A 19,258-nucleotide genomic window follows, 5' to 3' on the forward strand; every position below is an offset into this window, starting at 1 on the left:
GGATGCGGCCTCCATTTTTAACGTGGGCAAATAGCCGTTTTTACTGCGCTGCCACTTTTCCAGTCTTATCCAGTGCGTCGCGGATTGTCTGTACCTGATATTGCGGATCCGCCTGAATCTGCTGTTCGGTAAACGGCAGGACGCTCCATTGTTTCTTCGAGAACGCTTCAGTCTGATCCCGCGAATACTTCGATGCCGGATCACTGGACAACGAGAACGCCAACAGTCCTTGCGCGTGCGGGCCCTTTTCATCGAACGTGACCACTTGCAGGTAGCTGGTGCCGCTGACCACTTCCAGTTTGCCGTCCTCACGCGGCACGCTCTGAATCGCGTTATAGATCCCCAAAGTACCCGGCCCGCCATGAATCGGCGTCTGTTGCCCGCCACTGCTGACCACCTGAATATCGCCCCAGCGAGCGTCAGACTTGAGGCCCATTTTTGCGCTCAATGCGACCGACGCCAACATGGCCTCGCGAAGCGCTTTGGCCACCGCTGGCTGCTCAATAGCCAGACCACGTGGCGTGTTTTGCGCATCCTTTGGATCGAACGCCACCCGCCAGATATCCGGAGATTCTTGCAAGGCTTGCATGATGTTCTGGAAATGCACCAGGCCCAGACCCGAATCCAGATTGGCCCGGCCGTCCCACGCTTTCAGGCTGGCACACAGCGGTTGCAGCGCAGCAGCGTCAGTACCTGTTTCATTGGCGCAGAATTTCAGCAGATCCGGCACAACCTGACCCGCCAGATATACCTGGTCGTCCATCACCATGTGCTGGAGATCCTTCACCGCCAGGGTAGCGTTTTTGCTCAGACTGGCGAGACGATCCAGGGCGAAACGCGAGCGCAACCCCAACGGTTGCCCCTCCTGACTGATCAGCGGCGAGAACCCGGTCAAGGGTTGCGCCGGATTCGCCATCCAGGCGGAATCATTGGAATGCTGTACGAAATCCTTGCGCAGTAATTGCGGCAACTGGCTGGAGGCAAAAATACCTTTCTGCGCGGCTGCCGGATCGATGTCCCAGGCGCAAGCGCTGTTCGAGCCGTCCAGAATGATCATCTGCAAACCGATGCGCGGATCGCTGCATTTGGCCAGTTTATTGGCACTGACGTTGGGCACCACCGACAGGTTCATGTATAGCGTCTGTCCCTTGTCATCCACGGCCAGGGTATTAACCCAGGGAATGCCTTGAATTTTGTGCACCGAATCCTGCAAATCCTTGAGGCTGGCAGCCTGATTCATTGCGTACCACTGTTTGAGTACGCGATCGTTCTCAAGGTTGGCGTCGCGCAAACTGTACGCGTATTGATTATCCCAATCGAGCTTGCCCGGCCACTGCACCACCGGGCCGAACTGCGAGCTGTAAATGTCTCGCGATACCGGCACGACCTGGCCGTCCGCCTGCTTGACCTGCACCGTTACGGTCTGCTTGCTCATTGGCAGTGATTTGCCATCGAGCATGTAGTGCGTCGGATCTTTTGGATCGAGTTGCAGGCGGTAAAGCGTGAAGTGTTTCGAAGAGTCAACCGTGTGCGTCCACGCCAAGTGCTGGTTGAAACCGATGTTGATCATTGGCAGGCCCGGCAGCGCAGCCCCCATAACGTCGAGTTTGCCGGGGATGGTCAGGTGCATCTGATAGAAACGCATGCCGCCGACCCAAGGAAAATGCGGATTGGCCAGCAACATGCCGCGACCATTAAATGAACGTTCGCTGCCAACGGCCACCGCGTTGCTGCCGCGATCCAGGGCGAAACGTTGCTGGCGCACGCCGGCCATTTGATAAGCGTGATGATCGTGCTCGATCCGGGCAGTGGCCTGTGGCGGTGTCGCACCCGCCAGTGATTCGGCGAATTGACCAACGCCACCTTCAACCAGCAGACGCCGCGTCAACTTGACCAAATCTTCAGCGGCAATGTCGCGCACCCATTCGCCTTGGCATTGCTGCGGCAGGCCTTGCTGGCGACGTTCGGCAAGATATTTGTTGTAGCCGGCGGCGTAACCTTCGACCAGGTCCTGCACTTGGGAAGTCTGTGCCTGCCAAAAACCATTGACCGCTTCAGGCGTGTTCAGCCAATTGAAAAACACATCGCTGACGCGATTTTCGCGCTCTTCAACCGTGAACTGATCAGGGCCGAAATAGCGTGAGCGCTGACCATTGACCGTGACGATCTCGTTGGCCAGCAGACAGAGGTTGTCTTGCGCGTAGGCGTAGCCGATGCCAAAACCCAAACCGCGTTCGTTGTCAGCGCGAATGTGCGGCACGCCAAAAGCGGTACGCCGAATATCGGCGCTGGCCTCAGTGGCGGGACTGAGTGCATGGGCGGAAAAACTTAGCCCGAAAGCCATACCGGCAAGGGTCAGTCCAATTAACTGCCTGGAAATAATCACGCTCGCTCCTGATCGAAATGCCGAAGAGCGCAGGCGTGCCTGGCCTGAAAGGACGGGCATCGGCTCCGCTCTGAAAACACCCACGCGTCCACGCGCAATGAGCCTTTGCAAGTAACGAAGCCGAGAAAAAAAATTTAGGCCGCCGAACAGCGATCTGAAGCCGTAATTACGGAGAAAAGACGAATTTCCGACAAAATTTCTACATTTTTTCTTTCATGATTTCTCGTGCTGATTCGTCTTGTTTAGAGAGAGCACAAAAACCTTTCCCGATCTGGCCCTGCAAAGGAGTAATCGCATGTACAACTCGCAACTACCATCGGACGGTAGCCAGGCGCCACAAGGGGCTTCCATGAGCTCCCTGGCGAGCGATTTCGGGCAGCGTGCCGACCGTCACGGCAACGAGCGGATCCGCCTGCTACTGAAAAGTTTTGGTCTGCGCACCAGTCTGATCCGACTGAAAGTCATCGACGCCCTGCTGGTCGCGGCACAAACCGATCGTCGTCTGGGCGTTCGCGGTGTCCATAGCCAATTGCTGGATCTGGACATTCCGCTGTCATTTCTCAGCGTCCGCGAAGTCCTCAAACGACTGTGCGCCGAAGGTGTCATCACCTTCAATGCGGACAAAAGCTACAGCCTGCATCCACAAGCTGCGGCCGTCCTCAACGAGTAACCCGTACAGCGATCGCCGTCAGGATTTGACCTTGCGGCGCATCACGGCGTTGATAATCACCACGATCACCGCCACGGCGATGGCAATGTACTGAAACATCTTTTCAGTGATCATCCCGGCGTTTTGCGCCCAGGACAGGCCGAGCATGATCGCCAGTACCGACACGGCAATCAGAATCGAATAAATCAAACGTTGCTTATGGGTCATTGCGGTTTCCTGAAACTTTGAAATGTATCCGGTTTGTATCTGTTTGCATGCCATGCGCTTACCGTTTCACGGGGATGCGCCGCTGCAATCGGGGTCTCATGTTACAGCCGATGAAGAGTTTTGGCTTCATGACGGCGTAACCATGAGGATTTTTGAAATGCTGCGTCGAATCACCTGGCTGATTCCCGTTCTTGCCCTGCTGACCCTGAGTGGCTGCATCATCTTCCCCCACGGCGGCTGGCACGACGATCACCATCGTTACTACCAGGGTGGCCCTGGTTATTATCAACATCGCTAGAACAGGATTGTTCGCCCTGCCCGCTCTTCTCTGAATGAACGCGACAGGGAAATCACCCAGCCGATCCACTGCACACAATGCCCGCATTCAAGCGGGCTTTTTTGTGTGCGCCGATCCGCCAGTCCAGCGCTTAAACAAGCCGCAAGCATTTGAAATCTAATGTCGCAGCAAACCGTTAGGCCACCGGATGGCGCGCGCCTAGGATTTGAGAATCTTTTTCGACTCGCAAACAAGGATGTTTATGCAGAGGACACTTATCAGGATCCACCGTCGACAGGCCATCGGATTTTGTCTAGCCATAATGGCGTTTGAATTGCTGACCTACATGGCCAGCGACATGATCATGCCGGCCATGCTGACCGTAGTGACGGAACTGGATGCCGATGTGCGTCACGTGCCAAACGCCTTCAATCTGTACCTGATTGGCGGTGTCTGCCTGCAATGGCTGATCGGGCCATTGTCAGATCAATGCGGGCGGCGGCCGATGCTGCTGCTGGGTTGCGCACTGTTTGCTATTTCCTGCGCGGTTGCCTTCATAACCGACAGCATCGAAATGTTCAATCTGCTGCGCTTGCTGCAGGGCATGGGTTTGGGGTTTGTGGTGGCCGTCAGTTATCCGGCCCTTCAGGAAGTTTTCTGCGAGGCGGACGCCGTACGTCTGATGGCATTACTCGGCAATGTAGCGCTGTTGTCGCCCTTGCTCGGGCCGCTGCTGGGCAGCCTGCTGCTGGAATGGGTGAACTGGCGCGAGCTTTTTCTGGGGCTCGCAGTGGCGGCTGGCGTGGTCTGGGTCGGGCTATTTATCTGCATGCCTGAAACCGTGGGCACTGTGCGCCGGGACGGACAGGCGCTACGCCCGGTGGCCTTCTCTTGGCGACAGACCCGTCAGCGTTATCTGGCCCTGCTGGCCAATCGCAGGTTCCTCGCTGCAAGTCTGGCGCTAGGCCTGATGAGCCTGCCGTTGATTGCCTGGATTGGCCTTGCCCCCTTGTTACTGATCCAGCTGCTGGGCCTGACGTCGGTTGAATATGGCCTTTGGCAAATCCCGATTTTCTCAGCAGTTATCGTCGGCAACCTGATGCTTGATCGTTTATTACTGACGCACTCGATACCCGAATTGATAGGCCTGGCACTCTGGCCTTTTAGCCTCGGATTGCTGGCCCTCAGCGCATGCGCAGTGATTGGCACAACCCTCACCCCGGTGATTGCCAGCCTGGCGCTGTACGCCATCGGATTGGGCATGAGCAATGCCGCTTTGTATCGAATGGCACTGTTTGCCAGTGATGACAGCAAGGGGCTGGTGTCCGCCATGATCGGCATGATTTCGATCACCGTGATGGGCATCGGCGGCTCGCTGATTGCTGCTGGCGGCGGTGGCTCACGCGTTGAATTCTTCGCACTCTGGTCAGCCTTCGGCGGCCTGCTGTGTTTGCCTTTTCTCTACGGTTTTTTACAAGGCGCGAAAACCGCGCCACCTCCACCTCAATAAAGGATTATTGATGACTCATCTGCCCTATAGCGACGCGCTGTGCGCGTTGCCGCAGCCCTATTGTCGGACCTCGGCCCCCGCAGGACTGTTCGATCAAGCCATGGCCGAGACCAGTCGTTTTCATTGCCGGCACACCCCCGGTTACGAGCACTGGCTGAACAGTCATGGAATAAATGTGCATGACCTCGACAGCCTGGACGACTGGTCAACATTGCCGCCGATCTTCGCCAGTTTTTTCAAGCGTCACCTGCTGCTCAGCAGCACCGGTGAGCATGCACTGGAACTGACGTCTTCGGGCACCAGCGGCGAACAAAGCCGTATGCGCTATGACACACGCAGCATGGCTGGCGCCCAGTTCATGGTCGAACGAATATTCGATCATTACGGCTGGAACACTCCCGAAACCCCATGCAACTACCTGCTTCTGAGCTACGAGCCAAAAGATCGCATTACCTTGGGGACCGCTTACACCGATCAGTTTCTCTGCCGTTTTGCGCCAAAAAATCGCGTGATCTACACCCTTCGCAATACGGGCGACGGTCATCAGTTCGATGTATTTGGTGTGATCGCTGCTCTGCAATCCTTCGCTGAAGAAGGCCTGCCGGTGAGGATATTCGGCTTTCCCGCATTTCTCTGGCAGGCCCTGCAGCGAATGCAGGCGACCGGTGTAGCGGATTTACAGTTACCGCCGAATTCGCTGGTGTTTTTCGGGGGTGGCTGGAAAACCCTGGCCGCGCAGGAAATCCCAAAAGCGCAGTTATATGCGCAAATCCACCGGCAACTGGGGATTGAGCCGTCGAATTGTCGCGATGGTTATGGGGCCGTCGAGCACGCGGTGCCTTACGTCGAATGCGCTGAGCATCACTTTCATGTGCCGGTGTATTCACGCGTCTACATACGCGATCCCGGTGACTTTCGCGTGTTGCCCTATGGCCGGCCAGGCCTGTTGGGATTCGTCTCGCCCTACATCTCGTCGAGTCCTGCGCATGCGGTAGTGATGAGTGACCTGGCCACGTTACACCCCGGCGAAAGCTGCAACTGCGGCCTGGAAAGTGACTGGTTTGAACTGCATGGCCGCGCCGGCACCAGTGCCGGACGCAGTTGCGCCATGGCCGCCGCCGAACTGCTGGGGGATCACTGCCATGTTTTTGATTAATGGACAGCTGAATCCCCAACGTAGCCTCGATGACGCACTGCACACTCTTTATGCGGATCTGCCACAGCGCTTGAGCATGCCCTTGCGCGCAGAAACGGTGATCAGCGCAGCAATCCGGTTCGCCGAACAATTGCGCGACGGCAGCACACTCGCGCTCGACGCCGAGCAATGCCAAGCATTGATCAACTTCTGCCAGGCCGATGCTTTACGCCACAAACTTGCGCGTGAACTTGGCGATCAACCAACCTCACTGCGGCGTATTGATTACCGTCAGCCACGTTTCGAAAGCTGGCGCGCATTGGGACTGGTCGTGCACATCACGCCGGGCAACGCGCCGTTGCTGGCATTCTGCGCGGTGCTTGAAGGCTTGCTGGCCGGCAACGTCAATTGGCTGCGCCCCAGCAGCAGCGATCAAGGATTGACCGCGCGTCTGCTTCAAGCGCTGGTGCAATGCGATGCCAGCGGACAACTCGCCGGCTACATCGCCGTATTACCGGTGACCACTGCGCACATCGGTCAGCTGTGCAAAAAGGCCAACGGCGTCGCCGCCTGGGGTGGAGAGTCCGCGTTGCGGGCCATCCGCCAACAGCTGGCGCCCGGTTGTCGCTGGATCGATTGGGGACATCGCATCAGCTTCGTTTACATGACACCGGAGGCGGCATCAGCGCAGGCGCTGGATGCCGTGGTCGATGAGGTCTGTCGTCTGGATCAGCAGGCGTGCTCCAGCCCGCAATGGCTGCTGGTGGACAGCGATGACCCTGCGGCTCTGCGCGACATCGGTGACAAAGTGGCCGAGGCCTTTGAACGTCGCGCCGGGCAATGGCCAGCGTTGCAACCCACGCTGCAAGAAGCCTCGCAAATCACCACCCAAACGCAGATGACCCGCCTGGCGCAGAGTTTTGCCGGGCAGATGGGGCACGTCTGGAGCGGATCGGGCTGGCGTGTAATTTGGGCGCATACCCGCCAATTGAGCCCCTCACCGTTGTTTCGCAGTTTGCTGCTCTTCCCGGTGCCTCGCGCGCGAATCAGTGAAACATTGCTGAACTGGCGAAACGTCCTGCAAAGCTGCGCGCTGGTGTGCGAGGACAGCCAAATCAGTGAGCTGACGCAAACGTTGATCAGCGCCGGCGTCACCCGTCTGGCGCCGGTCAATGCCATTCACGACGGCTATGAGGGCGAACCCCACGACGGCGTCTATGCACTGCAACGGCTTAGCCGTCGAGTGTCGGTCAGCCTGTCCGCAACCACACTGCCGATCCACGCAACCCTTGACCCACTGCCACTGGCGCCCGTCCACAACGGTCAGCCGATCATGAGTAAAGACGCCTTCGTCTCGCAGCCCATCAATCCGGCAGCGCAACTGTATTTTCGCTCCGGCGGCAGTAGCGGCCTGCCGGCGTTGGCGGGTTTCAGCTACCGCGACTTCGAGCGGCAGATGCGGGCAACGGCCGATGGACTATTTGCGGCTGGTCTGGATCCGCGCCGTGACCGGGTCATGAATCTGTTCTTCAGTGGCGGGTTGTACGGTGGTTTCTTCAGCTTCGCCAAAGTGCTTGAGCTGCTCGACGTTAGCCACCTGCCGATGGGTGCCCCCGCCGATGATGAATACGCTGAGATCGCGCAACTGATCATCGATCAACGCGTCAACGTGCTGATTGGCATGCCGAGCACCCTGCACCGCTTGTTCCTTAAAGAGAAAGAGCGACTGCAAGCGTACGGCAACATCGAAAAAGTCTTTCTCGGTGGTGAGCACGTCAGCGAGCAAAGTCGCGATTTGCTGCAAAGTTGCGGCGTTTCCCATATCCGTTCGGCCATCTACGGCAGCGTTGACGCGGGCCCACTGGGCCACGCATGCCAGGCGACCGGCGATGGCGTGTTCCATCTGCTAAGCGATATCCAGCACCTGGAAATTATCGGGTTCGATGACGACGTCGCGGTGAGCGGTGATGGTGTCGGCCGACTGATCTTTACCTCAACCGCCCGGGAGGGCCAGTTCGTCGAGCGTTATGACATCGGCGACAGTGGTCGCTGGGTGCCCGGGCATTGTGCTTGCGGGCTGCTCTCGCCGCGTTTCGAACTGTTGCAACGCCACGGAAAACTGATTCGTATCGGCACCGATTTCATTTCCCTGAGCGAACTGGCCGAGCGCCTGCAAAGCCCTTTCCAACTGTTGCTTGACCACGCACCCGACGGCGTCGAACGCATGCACCTGCGCTCGGAACTCTCATCAGAGAAGGCCCTGACCCGACTGGCCAGCTATTTGACGCTCGCGACCGTCGTGCAAAGCGGATTGTTGGTGCTCGAAGTTGAAGCCTGTTCCGTCGAACACTTCACTCGCCACACACACAGTGGCAAGACGCCAATTTTCATCGACTCACGGCGTTAACAGCCAACTTATTACAAGAGAAAACACCGTGAAAACTATTCATCAACTCAACGAGCTGATCACCTACGCTCGTCAACACTCGGGTTTTTACAAAGAAACGCTGAGCCCTATTAATCAACCGATCACGGCTGTGGCCCAACTGCCACTGACCGATCCAGTCGACTACTAGAATCAAAGTCATGACCTTGATCGTTGGCCTGTGCTGACAGGTTCACCGAGTCAGGCGCTGGTGTTCAAAACAGGCGGCTCGACCAGCGTGGGCAAGTTGTCCGTTTACAGCCGCAGTGAATGGCACACGCTCGTCAGAGACTTCGGTCATAGCCTGACAATGCAGTTCAAGCCCGACGATCGCGTGGCCAATCTGTTTTTCGCCGGCGACTTGTATGCCAGCTTTCTGTTTATTCATGACGCGCTCGCGCATGTCGATACGTCGATTACCGAATTCCCTTTCACCGGCGACGTCGATTCCAGTGTATTGGCCGAAGCGATCGTTCAGCATCGGATCAATGTTCTGGCGGGAGTGCCTGCGCACTTGTTGGCATTTGCCGCCTGGCTCAGTCGTCATGGGCAGATTCTGCAGGGCGTCGAGACAATCCTTTACGGCGGCGAAAGCTTGTTTGCTTCGCAGCGGCAGGTACTCGGCCAAGTTTTCCCCAACGCCCGCATCACCTCCATTGGCTACGCCAGCGTCGATGCCGGTTTTATCGGCGCCAGTACACTGGACTGCGATGACGGCGAGCATCGAATGCAGGATGAGCACGCCATTATCGAGATCATTGACGAGGTGTCCGGAGCGCTGATCGATGACTGTGATCAGCCGGGACTGTTAGTGCTCACAAACCTGAATCGAACCTTGATGCCGCTGATTCGCTACCTGGTCGGCGATCGCGCCTGCTGGCGTGAGCCCGCCGGCACCGCCCGGCGTAAATTTGCCCTAAAAGGACGCAGCGCCAGCAGCCAACGGGTGCGCGTGGGCCTGCTTTCGCTGATTCCGAGCGAAATCGGCGCCATCGTCCAGCACACCGTTGGCAGTGACGACTGGCAACTGATGATCGAACAGACAGCGCACAAGGATGTATTGAGTCTGAAGTGGCGAGCGACCACCCCGCCGCCGTCCGATGAGGACGCTTGCCGGCAACTTGAATCGCGCTTGGCCGAGTGCTATCCGCTGATCAAAAAATTGCAGGCAGACCAATTGCTGGAATTGCGCATTCAGCGTTGCACATCCGAAGATCTGCAGCGTCATCCGCGCTCCGGAAAATGCTTGCGCGTACTGGATCGGCGCGTGTACTCGCCCCCTGCTGCGGGGCTTACGTGATGGAAGCTCTGATTTTACGCAACTACCGCAATTCCGACGCAACGGCAGTCAGCCAACTGTTCAGGCAGGTCTACGGTGATCACTATGTGCAACCGCATGTGTACCTGCCGCACATGATTAGCCAGAACCACGCGGATCATCGATGGCACTCGCTGGTTGCCGAAGTCGATGAACAGATCCTCGGCCACGCCACACTGTTTCGCGAAACCGCCTCGCACAGCGCCGAACTGGCGCTGAGCGTCGTCCACCCGCAAACCCGTGGCCAACAAATCGCCACGCGTCTGGGCGAGCAGTTACTGACTCATGCGCAAGCGTTGGGGTGTCGCAATGTCACGATCAAGCAAGTCACCCATCACCCCTACACGCAGCGGATGGCCGCCAGCCTTGGCTTTCATAACACCGGGCTGCTGCCGGACTACGTACCCTCGCCGTTCGGCGCCAGCACGCCGGAATCGATTGTCATTGGTTGCCGGGTCATTCCAGGCTATCAACAACCGTTGCCGAACCAACGCTGGCCGACCCGTTGCGCGGCATTCATGCTCCACCTCAGCAACGTGTTCGGTGTCCATGATCAAACGCCTCGCTGGAGCGGCGTACCGGTTCAGCTGGAAAAGCAGGCGAACCGTTACGACATGCTTGTGAAAAAGATCGGTCCGGGCTTGATCAGGCAGTTGCGTGAGTTGCCAGCGCATTGGCTGGTGTCGATAAAGCTCAGACTGTCCAGGCACTTTGCCGTGGATCTGAGCCGGCTCGCCGATATCGGTTTTGTCTTTACGGGACTGGCGCCGGGGCACGGCAAATACGAGGGATGGTTGGCGTTGTTTCATCGGGGAATGTGTCAGCGGACGCTGCATCTCCACTGTCCGCACATGCAACGCTTGCACGAATTGACGCAAACGCAGGCAGCCACACAGATTGATCGTTAACGGGAGCGATGGCCTGTGGTCTGATGAAAACTCAGCAGACCACAGGATTGCGGCCTTTAGGCCTTGGCTTTAACACCCTTGTCCGAAGGCGGCAAAGGGGCGTTACCGTCACCATAGGTCTTCAGATTCTGCAGCACGTAGATGGCTTTCTTGAATTCGGGGATCAAGCTCTTCCCGTAGAAATTGCCGTTAAGGCTGTTGCTCTGGATGGTGTCCAGTTGGGTCGCGAAATACTCCAGCGCATTGAAGCGCGCGTCAGGGTCTTTCTGCACGCCGAAACGGTCGAACTTATCGCCAGCATTGAGCAGTGTGATGGAGGTGACTTCAGAAATCAGTCCCCGGCCACGCAAGAACTCACTCAGGTTGCCCAATTGCTTGACCGACACGTTGGCCGGGTCAAAACCCTTGATCTGTTTGCGCAGGCCTTGCTTGTCCATTTCGGCCACATTCAAAGCGTTGGGATCGTTGCCGACCAAGGTGAGCATCTGCTGCACCTTTACGCTCTGAGCCACTTGTTTCTTCGCACCCGTGTCGCGAACCAGAATGCCGGCCTTGCTCTGCCAGGTACCGGTAATGCCGATAGTCATGCGAAAACTCCTTGAAAAACGGCCATGAAATGTCCTTGTTGAGCGACTTGTATGCCCGAGAGTATCGGCCGGCACAGCAGTGACTCCAACTTATTTATGGTCTTTTTACACATTTCGTACATTTCAGATACAAATCTGCAAAGCCGCCTAAATAAAGGCTTACAGCGATATTGTTAGAGCGCCGAGAATAGATTTATAGCACTAATGAACAGGATGGTTAGTTTGCATGTATCAAGTCCGATACGTGCCATTGATCGACAATTAGAGATCCAGTACGAAAGTACCTAAAGCTTCCCTTTGCCGCGACGATACGTAGGGATACCCGCACTGTTTCGAATCCCCGCGCCATAACTACAATCGCAGCTCAAGGACCGGTTTCCATGCCCGCATTCCGCACCATTCAGGCTCGCTACACGCTGTTTCTGGTTCTGTTCATTCTGCTGTTGTCAGTGCTGACCGTGGTCGGCATCAGCCAATTGGTCGCGCCCAAATTGCGGCACACCGAAGAGCAAGTCGTGCTCAATCGCATTGCCGAAGTTGCTGAACAGATTCAGGGCGAATTGAACAAGGTTCAGGCACAGCAACGCAGCATCACCCAGACCATTCCCCTGCTCGACAGCGCGGCAATCGACACCGTATTGCCGGGGCTGGTTGACCAGTACGGCGAATTGAAAGTCTTCGGCGGCGGTATCTGGCCGCTGCCCGGCCAACGTGAAGCCGGACGCAACAAGTTCAGCACCTTCTGGCACCGCGACGCCTCGGGAAAACTGGCGGTAAACACCTTCTGGAACAGCGACGCCGCGCCCAATTACTACGACCAGAGCTGGTACAAGGGCGGCATGCAAACCCCGCGCGGCCAGTGCGCCTGGGCCGCTGCCTATAAAGACGACGCCAGTGCCGAGCCGCGCACCAACTGCGCCATGGCCATCCAGAAAAACGGCGTAGCGTGGGGCGTGTCGACCATCGACGTGACCCTCGGCTTTTTCAATGATCTGGTGGCGCGCAAGGAAAAAGACCTCAACGCCGAAATGCTCATCGTCGAAGCCGACGGCAAGATCATCAGCAACAGCTCGCGGATCAGCGGCCCGATCGTGCTGAAGAACATCAGCGAGCTGGCGGGCAACCTGCCGTTCGCCAAGCAGGTCAACGCTGGTCTGCAAAACCGCGAGCAATCCCAACGCGTCGAGTTCGACAACAACGGTCAGGACAGCACCTTCTTTATGCGTCCGATCGAAGGCACGCCGTGGTTCCTCGCCACCGCCCTGCCGACCAAAATGCTCACCGCCCAGCGTGATGACGTGCTCAGCACCTTGAGCCTGTTGCAGATTCCGTTGGTGATTCTGTTGGTGCTGCTGCAGGTCTACGCGATTCGTCAGTTGATCTCGCGCATGAAAGCGTTGAAGGCCAACATTGATTTGCTTTCCAGCGGCGATGCCGACCTGACCAAGCGCATCACCATTCGTGCCGAAGATGAACTCGGCGCGATCGGCCATTCGATCAACGCGTTTATCGCGTACCTGCAAAACATGATCGGCGAAGTGACCCACGCCACCGGTGCCATGGCTTCGAGCCTCGACAACCTGCAACGCACCTCGGCGCACACCAGTCAGATCCTGCTGCGCCATGCCTCGGAAACCGATCAGACGGTCACCGCGATCACCGAAATGAGTTCGACCGCCGAAAGCGTCGCGCAAAATGCCGCTGAAACCGCCGCGTTCACTCAAAAAGCCAACGAAAACGCCGACCGCTCGCGGGTGGTGGTCGGTGAAGCGACCAACAGCGTTGTAGCGCTGATCGACGAAGTGGCCAGCGCTACCCACAAAGTTGAAAACATGCAGCAGGACGCTCAACGCATCACCGAGATTCTCGGGGTGATTGGCGCGATTGCCGGCCAGACCAACCTGTTGGCGCTTAACGCTGCGATTGAAGCCGCGCGCGCCGGTGAACAGGGTCGTGGTTTTGCCGTGGTGGCTGACGAAGTCCGCGCCCTCGCCGCGCGCACTCAGGCCAGCACCTCGGAAATCAACGAAATGTTGACCCGCCTTACACAAGGCGTGAGCTCATCGGTTGCGGCGATGGAAAACACCCAGGCCAGTTGCCAGTCGGCGGCCGACGCCACGGCGCGGGTCAACACCGGTCTGGATGAAATGGCCGGTTCGGTCAGCCACATCAACAGCCTGAGCACACAAATCGCCACCGCCGCCGAACAGCAAAGCGCCGTGACCGAAGAGATCAACCGCAGCATGGTGCAAATCCGCCATATGGTTGAGGAACTGGTACACAGCGGCCAGGCCAGCGAGTTGAATACGCAGCAATTGCTGGAGGCTAATAGCCGGGTGAGTGCGATTATGGGGCGCTTCAAAGTCAGCTGAACCACCAAAGTGACGCCCCTGTAGGAGCTGCCGCAGGCTGCGATCTTTTGATTTGGCTTCTAAGGGGCAAGATCAAAAGATCGCAGCCTTCGGCAGCTCCTACAGGGAGCGAGGCGTTCCGGTTTTGTAGCAACTGGAAACACTCCGTTGAAGCCGGGCAGGAAAAACCGGTCAAAATACGTTCTTTTTTGACCGCCACTCGACTCGAGAACCTGTCATGCGAACCTCTCTGCTTCTGCTCACCCTGAGCGCTCTGTTCATTTCTTCCCTGGCGCAAGCCGCCGATCTGATCCCGATCGAAGTTCACCGCGACGCCAATTGCGGCTGCTGCAAGAAGTGGATCAGCCACCTCGAAGCCAACGGCTTCAAAGTCGAAGACCATGTTGAAAGCGACATGAGCAGCTTCAAACAACAACACGGCGTGCCACCGCGTCTGGCGTCGTGCCACACCGCGATCATCAATGGCAAATTCGTCGAAGGCCATGTGCCGGCCGATCAAGTGCTGGCCCTGAGTAAGCGCGATGATCTGCTCGGTGTCGCCGCGCCGGGCATGCCGATGGGCTCGCCGGGCATGGAAATGGATGGCATGAGCGATGCTTATCAAGTGATCGGTTTGAAGAAGAACGGCACTGACGTCGTGGTGGCGGACTACCCGGCTCATTGATGGGTGCAGCATACGTCGGGCTGTTCTTTGCCGCGTTCGGTGCGGCAACGTTATTGCCGTTGCAGTCCGAGGCGTTACTGGTCGGGTTGATCGTCAGCGAGCGCTACTGGCTGTGGGGGTTGTTGGCGGTGGCAACGCTGGGCAATGTGCTCGGCTCGCTGGTCAATTGGTGGCTGGGGCGCGGGATCGAGCGATTTCAGGAGCGCCGCTGGTTTCCGGTCAACGCCAAACACATGGCCACTGCGCGCAAGCACTATGAGCGTTACGGTCATTGGTCGTTGCTGCTCAGTTGGCTGCCGATTATCGGTGACCCACTGACGCTGATCGCCGGCGTCATGCGCGAACCCCTCGGGCGTTTTCTGCTGATCGTCACACTCGCCAAAGGCGCGCGCTATGGCGTGCTGGCCCTGTTAACCCTCGGCTGGCTCGGTTGAACCATCAGCCGCCGACATTGCCTGTGTGTTTAACGTCGCCGTAATGCGGCCATTCCAGCATCGGCCGATTTCCATGGAGTTTGTTCTTATGTCCAACTCGTTAAACCGCTGGTTGCCCGGCCTGTTCCTCAGCGCCGCCCTGCCCCTGTTTGCGCATGCCGCCACTGAAACCGCGCCCGCCGAAGGCCCAGCGTATGGCCCGGAACTGCAGGGCTTCGAATACCCTTACACGCTTAAACACTTCGCTTTCCAGTCCCAAGGCAAATCCCTGCAAATGGGTTACATGGACGTCGCCGCTCACGGCAAGGCCAATGGCCGCACCGTGGTGTTGATGCACGGCAAGAATTTTTGCGGCGCGACCTGGGACAGTTCGATCAAAGCCCTGAGCGAGGCCGGTTACCGGGTGATCGCGCCGGATCAGATTGGTTTCTGCTCCTCCAGCAAACCCGACAACTATCAGTACAGCTTCCAGCAACTGGCGACCAACACCCAGCAACTGCTGAAAGCGCTGGGCATCCAGAAAGCTACGCTGCTCGGCCACTCCACCGGCGGCATGCTGGCCACGCGTTATGCGCTGCTGTTCCCGGAGCAGGTCGATCAACTGGCGCTTGTCAACCCGATCGGTCTGGAAGACTGGAAAGCCCTTGGCGTGCCCTATCGCAGCGTCGATCAGTGGTATGAGCGCGAACTGAAAGTCACTGCCCAAGGCATTCGCGACTACGAACGCACGACTTATTACGATGGCCGCTGGAAGCCTGAATTCGATCGCTGGGTCGACATGCTCGCCGGCCTCAGCAAAGGCCCGGGCAAGACCCAAGTCGCGTGGAACTCGGCGCTGATCTACGACATGATTTTCACCCAGCCGGTGTACTACGAGTTCAAGAACCTGAAAATGCCGACGCTGTTGTTGATCGGTACCTCCGACACCACAGCCATCGGTAAGGACATTGCGCCACCGGAAGTGAAGGCGAAGATCGGTCACTACGACGTTCTCGGCAAAGAGGTGGCGAAACTGATCCCGCAGTCGACGCTGGTGGAATTCCCCGGCATGGGCCACGCGCCACAAATGGAAGAACCCGAGCAGTTCCACAAAGCGCTGCTGGGCTGGCTGAGCAAAACCAATCCCGTTCATTGATGAGGTAAGGGTGATGGCGGTGCAGATTGCGGTAATCGATGACTGGCAAGACGTGGCCCGCGACGTGGTCGACTGGTCTGTGCTGGACGGCATCGGCGAAGTCACGTTTGAACATGATTACCCGGCGGACAACGCCACTTTGGCGCAACGTCTGGGCCGCTATCAGGTGATTTGCGTGATGCGCGAGCGCACGCGTTTCGATGAGGATTTGCTCAAGCGTCTGCCCAATCTGAAGCTGCTGGTCACCGGCGGCATGCGCAACGCGGCGCTGGACATGCCAGCGGCAGCCAAACTCGGGATCAAGGTCTGTGGCACCGACAGTTACAAACACGCAGCACCGGAACTGACTTGGGCGCTGATCATGGCGGCCACACGCAATCTGGTGAACGAAGCCAATTCCCTGCGCGCCGGGCAGTGGCAGCAGGGTTTGGGTGGCGATCTTCACGGCAAGACGCTGGGCATTCTCGGCCTCGGCAGCATTGGCCAGCGTGTCGCGCAGTTTGGTCAGGTGTTTGGCATGCGCGTGATTGCCTGGAGCGAGAATCTCACGGCTGAGCGGGCGGAACAGGTCGGCGTGACGTACGTCAGCAAGCAAGCGCTGTTCGAGCAGGCGGATGTGTTGTCGGTGCATCTGGTGCTCAGCGAGCGCAGTCGCGGCTTGGTCGATGCGCAGGCGCTGGGCTGGATGAAACCGACGGCGCTGCTGGTGAACACCGCGCGCGGGCCGATTGTTGATGAAGCGGCGCTGATCAAGGCGTTGCAGAAACAGCAGATCGCCGGGGCGGCGCTGGATGTGTACGAACAGGAGCCGCTGCCGGACACGCACCCGTTTCGCACGTTGGACAATGTGCTGGCGACGCCGCATGTCGGGTACGTGAGTCGGCAGAATTATGAGCAGTTCTTTTCGCAGATGATCGAGGATATTCAGGGCTGGGCTGCGGGCAATCTCGTCCGACCACTGAATTGAGTCATTTCCTGATTGCGATGGTGAAGGTGCCATCGCCTTCGCGGGCAAGCCCGCTCCCACATTTTTGACCGGGTTCCTTCAGATGGAATGCGATCAACCTGTGGGAGCGGGCTTGCCCGCGAAGGGGCACTAACTGTCACCCCAACAACAAACTGCCCGCACCACAACAGTGCAACCCCCTCCTTCTCCAGCACAAAATTGTGACTGTTCAGTCACCGTTTTAGCCCCCCGCCTCAAAAAAACCTGCACTTCGTCGGTGCGTTTACCCCTGAAAAGTCCGGTTACCGATTAAAGCAAACCGATTGTCGAACAATTTACCCATTTGCCCTCGCCCGCTCTAGGATCTGGCCTAGACTGGTTTTCGGGGCACAAAACCGGTTGGTCACATTCCGGAAAAAAAGTCGAAACTTTTGCACGACGCGACGGGTCATCACAAAGGTAGGGCCGAAGCGGCTGGTGCAATCCTTGCAATAGCCCAAACACCCATTCTGCTTGCGCGTGTTGGGTAGCGTTTGCTCACCGATGCGTGGCGCGTTTGCGCTTGCCGTACGTAGGAGCTGCCGAAGGCTGCGATCTTTTGATCCTTCAAAAGCCAATGATCGCAGCCTTCGGCAGCTCCTACAGAGAGAACACAAGAATCAGATCAACAACACGGGAGATTCATATGATCAGTGCGGCATTGGATATTCAGGGAGAGCGTGCTCACCAATCGATGGGTGAATCGAGCACCATCAGCGTTCCCGGCAGCCGACAGATCAACGTCCCCGGCACCAAAACGCTGACGCCAGTAGCAAGTCAGAATCCCAACAAGAAGAAAGTGTTGTTCGTGACCTCGGAAATCGCCGACCTGGTGAAGACCGGCGGTCTGGGTGACGTGTCTGCCGCACTGCCCCGTGCCATGGCCCATTTGCACGATGTGCGCGTGTTGATCCCCGGTTACCCGCAAGTCATGCACAGCGAGAACCCGATCCACATCATCGGCGAACTCGGCGGTCATGCTGCGCTGCCTCCGTGCAAGATCGGGCGCATGGACATGCCTGACGGTCTGGTGATCTACGTGTTGATCTGCCCGGAACTGTACGAGCGCGAAGGCTCGCCGTATGGCGCCAACAACGGTCGCGACTGGCCGGACAACCATATCCGCTTCGCCCGCCTCGGTCTGGCCGCTGCCGACATCGCCGCCAACCTCGCACAAATCCACTGGTGCCCGGATCTGGTGCACGCCCACGACTGGCCGGCTGGTCTGGCCCCTGCTTATATGCACTGGCGCGGGCAGCGCACGCCGACCCTGTTCACCATTCACAACCTCGCGTATCAAGGCGTGACCAGCCTCGGCTCGTGCCCTGAACTGGGCATTCCCAACCATGCCCTGCAACAGGAAGGCATGGAGTTCTACGGCAAGATGTCGTTTCTCAAGGCTGGCATGGCTTACTCGAGCCACATCACCACGGTCAGTGCCACCTACGCGCAGGAAATCACCACCCCGGATTTCGGCTGCGGCCTCGACGGTTTTCTCGCCGCCAAGACCCAGCAAGGTTTGCTCAGCGGTATCCCTAACGGTATCGATGAGAGCTGGGACGCCGCCACGGATCCGCACCTGTTCGCGCCGTTCGCCATTGGTGATTGGGAAGGCAAAGCCGTCAATGCCGCCCATGTCCGCGAGCTGTTTGAACTGAATGACTCCGACGGCCCGCTGTTCGCTGTGGTGTCGCGTCTGGTGTATCAGAAAGGTCTGGACCTGACTGAAGCGGTGTCCGAGTACATCGTACAGAACGGCGGCCAGATCGCGATCATCGGTCGTGGCGAGCCGGAAGAAGAGCAAGCCATGCGCGAACTGGCCCTGCGCTTCCCGGGCCAGATCGGTGTGCGCATCGGCTTCAACGAAACCGACGCCCGTCGCATGTTCGCCGGCAGCGATTTTCTGTTGATGCCTTCGCGTTATGAACCCTGCGGTCTGAGCCAGATGTACGCCCAGCGCTTCGGCTCATTGCCGGTCGCGCGCAACACCGGCGGGCTGGCCGACACCATTGAAAATGGCATTACCGGTTTCCTCTTCGACGAATCCACTGTTGAAAGCTATCAAGAAGCCTTGAGCCGTGCGTTCAAAGTCTTCGCCTATCCTGATTTGCTCAATGCCATGCGTTGCCGGGCAATGGCGGCACCGTTCAACTGGTGCAAAGCGGTTGAACCGTACGCCGAACTCTACGAACAACTGGTGGCCAAGGCCTTGGGTAAAGCAATCCACAAGTAACCGATCCACAAG

Annotated in this window: 17 protein-coding genes; 14 read left to right on the plus strand and 3 right to left on the minus strand. The window is 57.9% G+C overall.

The window, feature by feature from the left end; translation table 11 throughout:
• Window positions 1-40: 40 nt before the first annotated feature.
• Window positions 41-2,386 (minus strand): acylase, encoded by a 2,346-nt coding sequence (locus GVL50_RS07970; protein WP_159812396.1) that lies wholly within the window; start codon window positions 2,384-2,386, stop codon window positions 41-43.
• A 295-nt stretch (window positions 2,387-2,681) separates the two neighbouring features.
• Between GVL50_RS07970 and GVL50_RS07975 the strand changes: the two genes are divergently transcribed.
• Window positions 2,682-3,056, plus strand: coding sequence for a fe2+ zn2+ uptake regulation protein (locus GVL50_RS07975; protein WP_159812397.1), 375 nt, complete (start codon window positions 2,682-2,684; stop codon window positions 3,054-3,056).
• A gap of 18 nt (window positions 3,057-3,074) precedes the next feature.
• On the opposite strand, the gene GVL50_RS07980 is transcribed toward GVL50_RS07975, so the two are convergent.
• Window positions 3,075-3,263, minus strand: a complete 189-nt coding sequence (locus tag GVL50_RS07980) for a hypothetical protein (RefSeq protein ID WP_053120542.1) — start codon at window positions 3,261-3,263, stop codon at window positions 3,075-3,077.
• Between the two features lie 157 nt (window positions 3,264-3,420).
• On the opposite strand from GVL50_RS07980, the gene GVL50_RS28735 reads away from it, so the two are divergent.
• The 7 genes from GVL50_RS28735 to GVL50_RS08005 all read left to right on the plus strand — a co-directional run bounded on the left by GVL50_RS28735 (window position 3,421) and on the right by GVL50_RS08005 (window position 10,836).
• Window positions 3,421-3,561, plus strand: coding sequence for a hypothetical protein (locus GVL50_RS28735; protein WP_007918111.1), 141 nt, complete (start codon window positions 3,421-3,423; stop codon window positions 3,559-3,561).
• A gap of 241 nt (window positions 3,562-3,802) precedes the next feature.
• Entirely contained in the window at window positions 3,803-5,050 is a 1,248-nt protein-coding gene (locus GVL50_RS07985; protein ID WP_159812421.1) for an MFS transporter, read from the plus strand.
• 10 nt (window positions 5,051-5,060) lie between these two features.
• Window positions 5,061-6,206, plus strand: coding sequence for an acyl-protein synthase (locus GVL50_RS07990; RefSeq protein WP_159812398.1), 1,146 nt, complete (start codon window positions 5,061-5,063; stop codon window positions 6,204-6,206).
• Window positions 6,193-8,592: an aldehyde dehydrogenase family protein gene (locus tag GVL50_RS07995; protein WP_159812399.1), complete on the plus strand. Its 2,400-nt coding sequence runs from the start codon at window positions 6,193-6,195 to the stop codon at window positions 8,590-8,592. Before GVL50_RS07990 ends, GVL50_RS07995 begins: the two co-directional genes overlap by 14 nt.
• A gap of 28 nt (window positions 8,593-8,620) precedes the next feature.
• The gene (locus tag GVL50_RS28960) at window positions 8,621-8,761 is read left to right on the plus strand and encodes a hypothetical protein (protein WP_256671837.1); all 141 of its coding nucleotides are present in this window, start codon (window positions 8,621-8,623) and stop codon (window positions 8,759-8,761) included.
• Between the two features lie 30 nt (window positions 8,762-8,791).
• The gene (locus tag GVL50_RS08000) at window positions 8,792-9,910 is read left to right on the plus strand and encodes a phenylacetate--CoA ligase family protein (RefSeq protein ID WP_256671838.1); all 1,119 of its coding nucleotides are present in this window, start codon (window positions 8,792-8,794) and stop codon (window positions 9,908-9,910) included.
• Window positions 9,910-10,836 (plus strand): GNAT family N-acetyltransferase, encoded by a 927-nt coding sequence (locus GVL50_RS08005; protein ID WP_159812400.1) that lies wholly within the window; start codon window positions 9,910-9,912, stop codon window positions 10,834-10,836. The genes GVL50_RS08000 and GVL50_RS08005 overlap by 1 nt, the downstream gene beginning before the upstream one ends.
• 56 nt (window positions 10,837-10,892) lie before the next feature.
• On the opposite strand, the gene GVL50_RS08010 is transcribed toward GVL50_RS08005, so the two are convergent.
• On the minus strand, window positions 10,893-11,423 hold the full coding sequence (locus GVL50_RS08010; protein WP_159812401.1) for a hypothetical protein: 531 nt from the start codon (window positions 11,421-11,423) through the stop codon (window positions 10,893-10,895).
• A 380-nt stretch (window positions 11,424-11,803) separates the two neighbouring features.
• Between GVL50_RS08010 and GVL50_RS08015 the strand changes: the two genes are divergently transcribed.
• From GVL50_RS08015 to glgA, 6 genes are all read left to right on the plus strand, one after another.
• On the plus strand, window positions 11,804-13,795 hold the full coding sequence (locus tag GVL50_RS08015; protein WP_159812402.1) for a methyl-accepting chemotaxis protein: 1,992 nt from the start codon (window positions 11,804-11,806) through the stop codon (window positions 13,793-13,795).
• 217 nt (window positions 13,796-14,012) lie between these two features.
• The gene (locus GVL50_RS08020) at window positions 14,013-14,459 is read left to right on the plus strand and encodes a DUF411 domain-containing protein (RefSeq protein WP_159812403.1); all 447 of its coding nucleotides are present in this window, start codon (window positions 14,013-14,015) and stop codon (window positions 14,457-14,459) included.
• Window positions 14,459-14,893 (plus strand): YqaA family protein, encoded by a 435-nt coding sequence (locus tag GVL50_RS08025; protein WP_159812404.1) that lies wholly within the window; start codon window positions 14,459-14,461, stop codon window positions 14,891-14,893. Before GVL50_RS08020 ends, GVL50_RS08025 begins: the two co-directional genes overlap by 1 nt.
• Window positions 14,894-14,981: 88 nt before the next feature.
• Entirely contained in the window at window positions 14,982-16,028 is a 1,047-nt protein-coding gene (locus tag GVL50_RS08030; RefSeq protein WP_159812405.1) for an alpha/beta fold hydrolase, read from the plus strand.
• A gap of 13 nt (window positions 16,029-16,041) precedes the next feature.
• Complete coding sequence (locus GVL50_RS08035; RefSeq protein WP_159812406.1) at window positions 16,042-16,995, plus strand: D-2-hydroxyacid dehydrogenase family protein; 954 nt, start codon at window positions 16,042-16,044, stop codon at window positions 16,993-16,995.
• 664 nt (window positions 16,996-17,659) lie between these two features.
• Entirely contained in the window at window positions 17,660-19,246 is a 1,587-nt protein-coding gene (gene glgA, locus GVL50_RS08040) for a glycogen synthase GlgA (protein WP_053120566.1), read from the plus strand.
• Window positions 19,247-19,258: the final 12 nt, after the last annotated feature.

It is taken from the genome of Pseudomonas sp. 18058 (assembly GCF_902706155.1).
Classification (GTDB): Bacteria; Pseudomonadota; Gammaproteobacteria; order Pseudomonadales; family Pseudomonadaceae; genus Aquipseudomonas; species Aquipseudomonas rustica.

Coding starts and splice junctions, on each gene's coding strand:
- GVL50_RS08020 (WP_159812403.1), top strand. CDS start 14,013: ATGCGAACCTCTCTGCTTCTGCTCACCCTGAGCGCTCTGTTCATTTCT.
- GVL50_RS28735 (WP_007918111.1), top strand. CDS start 3,421: ATGCTGCGTCGAATCACCTGGCTGATTCCCGTTCTTGCCCTGCTGACC.
- GVL50_RS08010 (WP_159812401.1), bottom strand. CDS start 11,423: ATGACTATCGGCATTACCGGTACCTGGCAGAGCAAGGCCGGCATTCTG.
- GVL50_RS07990 (WP_159812398.1), top strand. CDS start 5,061: ATGACTCATCTGCCCTATAGCGACGCGCTGTGCGCGTTGCCGCAGCCC.
- GVL50_RS08035 (WP_159812406.1), top strand. CDS start 16,042: ATGGCGGTGCAGATTGCGGTAATCGATGACTGGCAAGACGTGGCCCGC.
- GVL50_RS07995 (WP_159812399.1), top strand. CDS start 6,193: ATGTTTTTGATTAATGGACAGCTGAATCCCCAACGTAGCCTCGATGAC.
- GVL50_RS08025 (WP_159812404.1), top strand. CDS start 14,459: ATGGGTGCAGCATACGTCGGGCTGTTCTTTGCCGCGTTCGGTGCGGCA.
- GVL50_RS07975 (WP_159812397.1), top strand. CDS start 2,682: ATGTACAACTCGCAACTACCATCGGACGGTAGCCAGGCGCCACAAGGG.
- GVL50_RS07985 (WP_159812421.1), top strand. CDS start 3,803: ATGCAGAGGACACTTATCAGGATCCACCGTCGACAGGCCATCGGATTT.
- GVL50_RS07980 (WP_053120542.1), bottom strand. CDS start 3,263: ATGACCCATAAGCAACGTTTGATTTATTCGATTCTGATTGCCGTGTCG.
- GVL50_RS08015 (WP_159812402.1), top strand. CDS start 11,804: ATGCCCGCATTCCGCACCATTCAGGCTCGCTACACGCTGTTTCTGGTT.
- GVL50_RS08030 (WP_159812405.1), top strand. CDS start 14,982: ATGTCCAACTCGTTAAACCGCTGGTTGCCCGGCCTGTTCCTCAGCGCC.
- GVL50_RS08005 (WP_159812400.1), top strand. CDS start 9,910: ATGGAAGCTCTGATTTTACGCAACTACCGCAATTCCGACGCAACGGCA.
- glgA (WP_053120566.1), top strand. CDS start 17,660: ATGATCAGTGCGGCATTGGATATTCAGGGAGAGCGTGCTCACCAATCG.